7 protein-coding genes and 1 pseudogene are annotated in these 10,375 nt (G+C 65.9%); 3 read left to right on the top strand and 5 right to left on the bottom strand.

The window, feature by feature from the left end; translation table 11 throughout:
• The first annotated feature begins 96 nt into the window (after positions 1 to 96).
• A complete protein-coding gene (locus IFT82_RS19895; protein ID WP_192129872.1) occupies positions 97 to 282 on the top strand; it encodes a hypothetical protein in 186 nt (61 codons plus the stop codon).
• 629 nt (positions 283 to 911) lie between these two features.
• Here the strand turns inward: IFT82_RS19895 and IFT82_RS19900 are convergent.
• On the bottom strand, positions 912 to 6,617 hold the full coding sequence (locus tag IFT82_RS19900; protein ID WP_207105853.1) for a hypothetical protein: 5,706 nt from the start codon (positions 6,615 to 6,617) through the stop codon (positions 912 to 914).
• Between IFT82_RS19900 and IFT82_RS20645 the strand changes: the two genes are divergently transcribed.
• On the top strand, positions 6,607 to 6,936 hold the full coding sequence (locus tag IFT82_RS20645) for a hypothetical protein (RefSeq protein ID WP_207105854.1): 330 nt from the start codon (positions 6,607 to 6,609) through the stop codon (positions 6,934 to 6,936). The two genes, IFT82_RS19900 and IFT82_RS20645, sit on opposite strands and share 11 nt — an antisense overlap.
• Before the next feature lie 542 nt (positions 6,937 to 7,478).
• On the opposite strand, the gene IFT82_RS21390 is transcribed toward IFT82_RS20645, so the two are convergent.
• The 3 genes from IFT82_RS21390 to IFT82_RS19915 form a co-directional block, all read right to left on the bottom strand.
• The gene (locus IFT82_RS21390; RefSeq protein ID WP_192129874.1) at positions 7,479 to 8,051 is read right to left on the bottom strand and encodes a helix-turn-helix domain-containing protein; all 573 of its coding nucleotides are present in this window, start codon (positions 8,049 to 8,051) and stop codon (positions 7,479 to 7,481) included.
• Positions 8,052 to 8,293: 242 nt separating this feature from the next.
• Positions 8,294 to 9,382 carry a tetratricopeptide repeat protein gene (locus IFT82_RS19910; protein WP_207105855.1) on the bottom strand — a complete coding sequence of 363 codons (1,089 nt, stop codon included), beginning with the start codon at positions 9,380 to 9,382 and terminating at the stop codon, positions 8,294 to 8,296.
• A complete protein-coding gene (locus IFT82_RS19915; protein ID WP_192129876.1) occupies positions 9,337 to 9,549 on the bottom strand; it encodes a hypothetical protein in 213 nt (70 codons plus the stop codon). Before IFT82_RS19915 ends, IFT82_RS19910 begins: the two co-directional genes overlap by 46 nt.
• A gap of 356 nt (positions 9,550 to 9,905) precedes the next feature.
• On the opposite strand from IFT82_RS19915, the gene IFT82_RS19920 reads away from it, so the two are divergent.
• Positions 9,906 to 10,067, top strand: a complete 162-nt coding sequence (locus tag IFT82_RS19920) for a hypothetical protein (RefSeq protein WP_192129877.1) — start codon at positions 9,906 to 9,908, stop codon at positions 10,065 to 10,067.
• Between the two features lies 1 nt (position 10,068).
• Here the strand turns inward: IFT82_RS19920 and IFT82_RS21575 are convergent.
• A pseudogene (locus IFT82_RS21575) lies at positions 10,069 to 10,203 on the bottom strand (IS3 family transposase); the annotation flags it as partial.
• Between the last annotated feature and the right edge of the window lie 172 nt (positions 10,204 to 10,375).

Raw genomic sequence — 10,375 nt, forward strand, 5'->3', positions numbered from 1 at the left:
AACCCAAACCCTACAAATGGGTCAAGTCCGCCGACGACATCCTCGCCTCGGTCAGACGCTTCTGCCAGAAAACAATGAGACGAACTTCGGATTCAGGTGACTAGCCAGTTCTCTATCTATCCCGCCTGGCGAAAGCATATTCCGAAGGACCGGCATGCCGATGTGCGTAAGGCATTGCTTGGTGAGGTAGCTGGCATCGGCGAGTATCAGATGGGATTTGGCTGGGTGATTACGATGCCGCTCGACGAAGCGATCATGCCTGACGTGGGGCCTGAACTGTAAAATCTGGCAAGACGAGCGGCGATCAGCGGTGTCGGCAAGCCATCCGGCACCGACACCGCTAGTTGCATCCCCCCATCCGGTATTGCCGCCAGTAGCGATCCCACCTGATCGCTGCCCCGCCGGCGATGGCGGCGCAAGACAGCGACCGGCCGTCCGGCAAGGTGCAGCGGGCAACCATACGTTTGTAGCTCTTGCCGGTCGGTTCACAGGACAGACGCTTGCCCATGGTTAGGCAGGACATGATGCGCTGGGCTCGTTCGGCGGCTCGATCATCGCACGTATAGTTCAACCGCTGGGCATTGGACCGGCGATACGGTGCTGCACTCTCAAAGTCAGGTGCCTGCACCCCGACGACACGGATCTTCTCACCCGACTTGCACCACAACGGACCGTCACCGTCGTGAACGCGGATCACATCGCAGGTGAAAGACTGACAGCACCGTTTAGCGAGTAGATCGGCCAGAACCCGCCGCGATTTCTCCGCGGTCGCCTTCAGGCAAGTTTGGCTGCTCAGGCACTTTCCATCGGGCTCACGTGCGTCGAGATCGGCGGGTCGCGCCGGCGCAGGACGAAAAAGGGAAGGGCAAGCCGCCCTTCCCTCCTCACGTATCGACCGATTGGCTGCGCCGTCAGAAGCGGATGACGAGCCCTCCCTGCGCCTCGCCTGTGCTCACGCCGCCGCTGGTGAGATAGTTGCCACGCAGGTACAGCGTTGCGCCGTAGACATCGGCCTGCACGCCCACGCCCAGCTTGACGAAGCCATCGGGGTCGACGCCCTCCAGGCGGAAGCTGTTCGTCGTGTCGCCCAGGTAGCTGACCGTCCGGTAGCCCTTCACATTGCCCTGGAAGACGTAGGAGCCTTCCGCGAAAGGCTGGATACCGTTGAACGATCCGCTGAGCCGCACGCCCAGTTCCGGGTTCCATACGGTGTCCGTCCGCTTCGCGACGGCTAGGCCGATCCCGCCAGCGTCACCCTCTTCGAAGCTGTTGAACGAGTAGCGTCGGGCGTCGATCTTCGCAAAGGGCGAGACGAGCGCCTGCGCCAGGTCGAAGTCGTAGCTGGCGCGCGCCGTGAAGCGGAACTCTTTGCTGTCGAAGCTGGCCGCCGCCGTGCGGGCGAAGATTGGCAGCGATCGCGTCGCATCCCAGTTGCTCCAGCCGAACACCGCCTGCGCGCCCAGGTTGACGCCGGCCACCCGGACCCCGCCGTAAGCGCCGATCATGTAGGTGTCGGCGGTGGCAAGGGCGGGATAGCCCACCGGCCGAGCCTTGATCCGACCGTAGCCGCCGCCGATCCCGAAGGAGCTGCCGTTGCCGGTCGAGACCGCGAAGCCCGCCGAGCCGCCGTAATTGTCGGCCCGCAGCTTCTGAGCGCCAGTGTTGGCGTCGCCGTCTATCCGGGCAAACTGGCCGGTGGGGCGGAACCACAGCCCGATGCCGGAGCCCGCCGTGGCAGGCAGCTGATCCACTGCCTCGCCGAACGGCGCGGTCGTCGAAACCGCCTGCAGCGAGCCGTAGAAGGAGGCGGAACCGAGCTGGTTGAACGCGGTGGCCGCATCCGCCGCGCTGAGCTGGGTGTCCAGCCCGGCGATGACGGTCGCGAGGTCCTGCAGCTGCCCATAGCTCTGAACGTCGGTCACCGCGGTCGGATTGCGGATTGCGGTGATGCGGCTGATGACGTTCGGGATGGTGGCCTGGAGCCCCGCCGCCGCCGCCGCCACGTTCGTGTTGGTCGCGACGCTGCTATAGGCGTTGCGGGTCACGTCGAGCGACACCACCGTCGTGCTTCCCACCGTCCGTGGCGAGAGGGCGAAGGTGATGAACGGCGAGGAGATGCCCGAGTTCATCCTCAGCCCGGTAGCCGAGTAGGTCCCCGTCACCGTGATCACGTCCGCGACGCGACCCGCGGTGTAGATCGCGCCCGGCGTGGTGTTGACCGTCACCGCGCCTGCCAGCGTGGCATTGCCGTTGACAAGCATCGTCGACGGCGTGGAGCGGAGCGAATTGGTGTTGGTCGGGTCGTAGGCGACGAATGGGCTCAGTGAGATGCCGTAATTGGCGAAGCCCAGCGAGCCGTTCGCGGTGGCCGGCTCGGTGCTCGTTCCGAATGAGCGGACCAGCGCCGGCGTTGCTGCCACCGACAGCGTGCCGGTGGCGCTCTGGGTGTAGTTGCCGTCGACCCTGACCGCCAATCCCTGCAGAACGGTGCTGGAGCCGTCGGTCACCCGCCGGCCAAGCGTCAGCTGCGCGTTGTTCTCCATATTCCCGCGGATGCCGAACACGCCGGCGCTAGTACCCGAGTCGATCACGCCCAGCTGCAGCTCGCCCGCGCCGTTGCGGAACGTGCCCACGTCCATGGTGTAGGTCGCGAACGAGTTGGCCGCGGTCGGGGCGACGTAGCTGGCGCCCACGACGGTAAAGACCCCCGCGCCGGTCTTCTCGACCAGCGTGACCCCGGTGACCCGCACGCCGCTGCTCACGAAGACGCTCGGATCGAACGTGGTGCCGGACAGCGTTCCCAGCGCCGGATCGGTCACCAGATAGGTGCCGAAGTTCGGCGTGTTGACGAAGCGGGGCGTCGCCGCTCCGAAACCCACCGTCGAGGATGGCGTGTCGCTGGTGCCGACCCCGAGGAAGCCGTTGTCGTTCAGCCGCAGCGTCGTGTTGGTGAGCCGGGTGTTGTCCGTTGCCGACACGACCTGTGCCGTCACGTTGCCGGTGGTGATCGATCCCGCGTTGAGGTTCAAGGTGGTGGTGATGTCGCTGGTACGGAGCGTGGCGTTGGCGGCCGCGCCGGTCGACGGGTCGCCGATCACCGCGCCCGTCACGTTGATGCCGCCGAACAGCAGCCCGCTCTGGTTGACCGTGTAGGTCTGCGCGAAGCGGGTAGCGGGCACGGTCGCCGCGACCGTTGCGGATGTCGCGGTCTGGGTGTCGGTGCGGGAGAACTGGCTGACCGCCTGACCCAGCGCAATGCCGTTGCGGAGCACACCGGTGTTGGTCACCGTTCCCGTCGCACCGGCGACCGACACGGCACCGGACACGACGCCGCTGTTGGTGACGGCAGCGGTGCCGCCGGCGCCGGTGTTGGTCGTGGTGGTCACGTCACGCCGCTGAACCGAGTCGTTCAGCGCGATGGAGGTCGTCGTGCCGGTCGAATTCAGCCCGAGTGCGTTGGCATTCAGCGAGCCGTAGATCGTTCCCGAGTTGGTCGCGCTCGCGCCGCCGACGCTCTGGACCGCCACGGTGAGCGGCGAGCCCAAATACCCCGTCGAGGTGCCGATCACGCCTGCGTTGGTCAGGCTGGCCGCGCCGCCGACCACCGTTCTCGTGTTGGTATTCGTCTGCCCGGTCTGCGTGCCCGCGGTGAAGGTGTTCGCTTGCTGGTTGGTCGAGTTGAAGAAGTTCGACCCTACGAAGACCGACCCGGTGTTGCCCGCATTGACCCGCGAGCCCACCGCGATGGTCAGCGTCGAGCCACCGACGCCGGCGACGTTGATGGTGCCGGACGTCGCCGAGGTATTCGTCGCCTGCAGCGCGGCGGCCGTATTGATCGCGAGCGAGGCCGCGCCGCCGCTCCACGTCGAGCTGCTCGAAGAGGTAGAGCCGGTCGGCGTCGGAAAGACGAACGCCGTCGTGCTGGTGCCGCTCGAGTTGGTCTGGCTTGACGAGTTGTTGAGCGTCTGCCCGGTGGTGACGCTCACCCCGCCGACAACCTGCCCGGCGAGCGTCGCCGAGGCGGTGCCGAACGAGCTAAATACGGTTGCCGCGCCGGTCCGGCCCGCGAGCGTCGCGGTGACGTTGCCGTAGCTGGTCGGCAGCGTCTGCGTCGTGGCGGCGGTGACGACCCGGTTGATCGCGTTGGCGGCGGTGCGGGCGTCAATCGTACTGTTGTCGGTGCGCGAGTCGCCCGGCGAGCTCGATACCACCTGCACCGTCCCCGCGACCGTGCTGTCGCTCGACATGGTGAGCGAGGCGGCGGTGCTGCCCGCGCCGGTACCACGGCCGAACACACCCACGCTGCCGCCTACGGTGGCCCGCGTCAGCGTCACCGCACCGCTGCCTGCCGCGCCCTGGTTGGTGCTGAAGCTGGTGCTGGTGGCCGATTGCGCGACTTCGGTCGGCACCGGACCCGCGGTGGTCGCGGCGATCGTGCTGCGGCTGGCGGTGTCGGAGCCCGACGTCGTATTGGAAGCGAAGCCGCCGTTCACGGTGATGCCGCCGTCGACCGTCCCGCCGGTGACCGTTGCGGTCACGGCGCCGTTGGCGGCGAACAGCGACAGGCTGCCGGTGCCCGTGCCGTTGTTGCGTAGCGCACCGGTGACGGTGGCCGCGCTGTTACCGGCGGTCTGCGTCGCGGCGTTGCGGTTCTGGGTGCTCGTCACCGTCTCGCTGGCCGGCGTCGCCGGAGCGGTGAACGGCTGGGTCGTGGTGGTCGTGGTGCTGGTCGCGCTGCCCGTCGAGTTCGTCGTGCCGGCCTGGCCCGAGAAGTTGGCGTAAAGTACGCCGCCGATCGTGGCCGTGCTGCCCGCGTCGCCGAACTGGCTGACCGAGCGCGACGTCGCCAGCGTCGAGCCCTGCGCTGCGCCGACGGTGCCGCTGTAATCGCCGGTGGCGATGCCGCCGGCCGCGATCGCACTCGACGTGCTCGCGCTGCTCTGGACGGTGACCACGGTGTTGCCGCCGGCGGCGGCCGGGGTGGTCGTGGTGGTGACGTTCGGCGCGAAGGTGGTGCCGTTAGTCGTCAACGTCGTCGTGCTGCCCGACGAGGTCAGGTTGACGTTGCCGAAGATCGCGCCCGCATTGGTCAGCGTGGCGCCGGCCAGACCGGACACGTTGACCGTATCGGTATTGTCCAGATCACCGATCACGCTGCCCGCCCGATTGACGAGGGTGGCGGCGCCGCCGATCGCCGTATTCGTGGTCGCGCTGCTGTTCGCGGTGGCGATGGTCTGCGCGCCGCCGCTGCTCGCGGTGGTGGTCTGCGAGTTGCGCGTGTTGCTCAGCGTCTGCACCGTGCGGCTGCTGGTCACCGTCGCGCCGTTGCGGACGCGGCCGGCATTGTCCAGGCTCGTGCCGCCGCTAGCCGTCGCGCTCACCGAACCGAAGACGTTGCCGGTGCTCGCGATCGTCACCGCGGAGGTCGCCCCGGTCGCCGTACGGTTCGTGGTGGTGATGTTGGCGAAGTCGCCAGTGGCCAGCATCGTGTTGTTATTCTGCTGCGTAACGGTGCCGGTGCCGACGCTGGTTGCGTTGACGTTGCCCAGCGTCGCGATCGTGGTGCCGTTGCCCGCGCCGACGTTGCCGGCGATGGTGACTGCGGCGGGACCCCGGTTCGACGCCGCGGAGACACTGCCGAACACGCGTCCGGTGGAGGCCTGGTCGATCGTCACCGCGCCGCCCACCGGCGTCGTGCGGCTGGTCGACGCGAACGTCGATCCAGTCGCCGACGACGTTGCCGTGTTGGAGAAGCTGCTGTCGTTCTGCTGCGAGTTGACCGTCACGTTGCCGCCGGCGGTGGAGGTGCCGACCGCACCCGCGAGTGAGGCGGAGGCGGCCGAAGGACCAGTCGACACGTTCAGGCCGGCGATCTGCGCGTCGGCGCCGATCGTGGCGTTCGCCGCGCCGCCGACCGCCGTGGTCGTATTGCTGTTGGTCGCGGTGGTCACCCCGCCGGCCGTAGCGATGTTGCTGCCGCCCGGAATGAAGCTCGAGCTGCTGGAGCCGGTCGCCACGTTCACCGCACCCGCCAGCGCATTGAGGCTGAGCTGCGCGCCGCCGATGCCGAACAGCGATACGCCCTGCGGCACTGCCGCCGTCGTGCCGACGGCAGGAATCGCAACGGGAGCGGTGATCGTCGCCGTGACCAGCCCGCCGGTGACGGTCGTGGTGGTCAGCCCGTCGACGCTCGGCGTGCCGGTGGTGGCCTGGACGCTGCGGAACGACTGGAGATTGACGGCGGTCGAGCCGCTTCCTCCGTTAGCCACGTAGACCGGGCCGCTGCTGGTCAGCGTGATCGGCCCCGATCCGGTCAGCACCAGCCCGCCCGCGATCGTGCCCGTGTTGCTCGCGGTGATCGCGCCGCCGACGCCGCTGGCGTTGACGACCCCGGAGATCACGCCGCTGTTGGTCAGCGCAAAGCTGTTCGTCGTCGCTGCCGGCGTTCCCGAATAGAAGAAATTCACCGGTGCCGCGGCGGTCGTCCCGGTCGCGAGCACGCCGAGCGTTCCGGCGTTGTTGAGCGCAACCGCACCGTTGAACAGCGTTCCAGAAGGCTGCAGCGTCGTCGCGCCGTCCGACGTGATCGTGGCGCCGGTCTGCACATTGATCGTCACCGACGGCGGGGTGGCGGAGTTGATCGCGGCGTTCGCCGGGGCCACCGTCGTCGTACCGGTGCATGTAACCGTGGCGGCGGTCGCCGTGCACTGCGCGGTGGCGGGCGATGAGCTCAGCGCCGCGGCGCAGATCGTGGTGGCAGTGCCGACGAAGAGCCGGGCCTTAGTCGAGAAGCGCATACAATCCCCCTATTTCTTTCGCATTCGCGCCACACCTTACCGCCGCCGATCGACACGATCGGACGCCGGTGATGTTCTTCGCCCGTTTTCCACGCTTTTCTGCGGAGGCGCTGTGACGGCTGTCACACAAGGAATGTGATTTACGTCACATCGACGCGGAGCGTCGTGATGCGTCGGCGACGGAACATGCCCGGAGACTGGCGCCTCGGCCTTGCGCGATCGGCGGCCGATGCACGAGGGGACTTTGGTCCGATCCGATCCGGCAACGAGTTCCCGTCATTTCGAAAGTTTCGGGGCAGGTGACTACCCATCTATCCTGCGCAGCCAATTCGATCGTCTGAGCTTTGAAGGGGACAGACGGTGGCGAATTTCGGTATAGTGTGGGAGGCGATGCACTGAACCACCCGACGCTCAAGGGTGTCGCGGCCGTGCAGGTCGATCGCGTCGGAATGTGGCCGACGACCCGGCGTACCGAACAACCGCACCATCACGGCAGGTCGGCTGCGCGGCTAATCCGTTCTTACACCATGTTCGATCCTGAACCTCGGGACCGCCAGTTCGTCGAAAGCGGCGTGCAGCTTGTGGAGGCTCTGACGCCGGTTTTGCTCAGCGTGCGGAGATTCTACCCGGCTGTCAGCATGTTGAATATCGCGCAGCCGACATCTTGTGCATTGATTTGCACTACGAGATAGTCGTCGCAGAAAGGTGTGGCAGCTCGTCGGCAAAGCGGGATAAGCCGATGCTCTCCCAAGCTTCAGTCTCACTGCTAACGCCGAGCGCGCGTGCGATGCGGCGGATCAGTTCGGACGGAGCAAGGACGTATCCGCTTCTGCCGCTCGAAATGACCCCTTCTCGACGCAGCAGCGACATCTCTCGCGAGATCGTTTCTCGGGACGTAGACGTACGTGCGGCGATTTCGCCGTGGCTTGGCAACTGGGCCGTGCCTTGGCGCAGTAGCTCGACGTACAGCCGGTGGCTGGCGGGCAGGCAGCCCAGTTGCGTGAGCTGACGCATCGTTGCGGCAAGTAGCATGTCTCGCGCCTGTTCGATCCGTTCAGGCATACCGGGAGCATCGCGCCCGGTCCAGGCGATCCGCGTTACCGTGATGGCACGATAGGTAGGTGCCGCTGCAGGGGTGCTCAGCGCATCCAGCGGTAGTGCTATATCCCCCGGCTGCAACCGGACCAATTGAAACACGGCACGATGTCCGGTTACCAGCTCGATAACGAGCGCACCTTCCTGAACCACTGCCACATCGCCGTGATCCGGGCAGACGAACGGATCGCCGGCCCTTAGATACGTCGACGGTCGAAGCCGGTCGCCTCCCACCGGGAGAGGCGTCGTCGACATCGCCTTACCGGCTTGCCACCGACCCGTCCGGCAGATCGCCGCCCTCTGATGGTACATTCCCCCTCCAATTCTGGCTCATCACGCGAGTGGAGCCGACCGGGACCATCTAGGGCAACGCGACGATGGTCGGCCCGTCGCATATCGTGTCAAATGGTCGAATCGGATGGTGGAGGTTCGATGCGGGACTGGTTGAGAGAAGCGAGCAGTTGCTGGATCGTCTCGTCGGCGGACCACCGTTTGCCGATCCGACGCTTGTATCCCGACGCGCCCCAACGCTCGGAACGCTGTTGTGAGCGACGCAATACATCTATCAATTGCGTGCGATCGCCGAAGCTGCTCGCGATGAACGCGGCCCAGGAATGATCGGATTGCGATGTCGCCTTCGCCTGAGAAAGCGCCCGGCTGAACATCGCCCGGTACACCGCTGCACGGTCGCCGCAAACGACCTCCTGTTTGATCATGCCGCTATAGGCAGCAAGCTCCGGCGCTGCACGTGATTTGGCACGCAGGTGCAGATAGTGGGCGTAGCCAGGCAGGTCGTCTGCAGCGAAGGCAATGACACTAAGGCAGTCGTGCGCGCTCGCCAACATCGGTTCCTGCCGGACGAGATCGTTGAGCAGCGCCCGCGCTTCCTCTTCACGTCCGGCCGACCATAATCCCCAGGCATAATCGGCGATGAGATAGGTCGCCCCCGGTGCCAGACGCCTTGCAGCATCGAACTCCCGGATCGCGGCGGCATGCTCGCCGTTGTCGGCGAGTATATTAGCATAACATTGGCGCACCAGCGCATCGTTCAGAGCAGCGTCTATCGCCCGGTGAAATAGCCGCCCCGCCGCTGCGGGGTCGCGATCCCACCAGTATGCCACCACACCCAGCACGCGCAGCGCCGTTGCGGAGCGCGGTCCCCATCGCAGCGCCGCCATTGCCTCGCGACGTGCATTACCCATCGCTAGGGCATCGGGCAGCGACCCGAACTCGCGCGAAAGGAGATAACCTTCCGCGAGCGCCTCCCGCACGTCTGGGTCGGCGGGTACCTGCGCGCGCGGCGTCTGCAACGTCGCGATCGCGGTGTTCAGGCGCTCGGCGGAGCGCGACGCGATGTCGTCGCGTGCCTGAAGCAGCTTCGCCTGCTGCACTGGTCCGAGCACGACAGCGGTTGGAGGTGCCCGGTCGCGGATTGCGACGAACGTCAGCAGTATGAGGCCGGTGAATGCGCGATCACGGCCGCCACCCACCGCCAGCGGCGAGGCAAAGCGGTGGCCGTGCTTGCGGCGGGCGGCAGCTCCGGCGTCGTTGTCGGTTCGGTGGCGTGAATGGCATCGATCGTGGTGGACTCGTTATCGAGAACGCTCTCGATCTTCAGGCGCTCGCTGTGCAACCAGGCGTCGAGTTCGTCCCGCAAGCTCTTGCTTGGATTGTGACGTCTATCATGTCGATGGGGTATGCCAAGCGTTCACCAAACACGAACGCTGGTTCCGCGGCGCCGAACTACCACTTTCAAAGACCCCGGATGGATACTAATAACTAACCAGAAACTGGTTCGTTTAGGCTTCTTGGGCCGTATGAGCCTCAAAGTCACGTGAGAACAGATATAGATCAAACTGGTAGCGCGTTGGCAATTGAGGAGCTTTATACGTACCCCTAACCAGATAGGCAAAGGCCACTACATTAGCTTTGACAATGCGCGGTCCCGGAGCGTTAGCCCCGTTCATCGGTTGGAATGCGGACGTGTGTGGCGACCCGGCGATCGTACCGCTGATGGCCGGCACAACGGTGACGCTGCATCCGATGACCAACGACAGTTTCGAACTGATCGCGGCGGCACGCCGGGCGGCAGGGCGCGCCTGGCGGGACGGCTACGCCTACACCAAGGCGGGCGTTTTGAACCGCCCCGGGTTTGCCGGAGGCGTTGGGTTGTGAGTCACGCTGCCATATCGATGTTGTCCGCGGCAGCATAATACAGCTCTTCGGCTTCGGCAGGCGGGATGTTGCCGATGGGTTCGAGCAGCTGGCGATGGTTGAACCAGTCGACCCACTCGAGGGTACCCGCGGAGACCTCACCATGCTGCGACCTGTCGACTGCACTGGGCTGCCCCGGCCAAAGGCGCCTAGTACGGCTTTCTGCTCAATCGCAGTCGCTGCTGGACCGATTCGGTCGCCTCACCGGGTTACACTTCTGGACTTGCCCCGCTTAAGTGGAGAGGCATTTGCTCAGCGTGACACGGTTC

The organism is Sphingomonas sp. CFBP 8760 (assembly GCF_014841615.1).
Lineage (GTDB): Bacteria > Pseudomonadota > Alphaproteobacteria > Sphingomonadales > Sphingomonadaceae > Sphingomonas.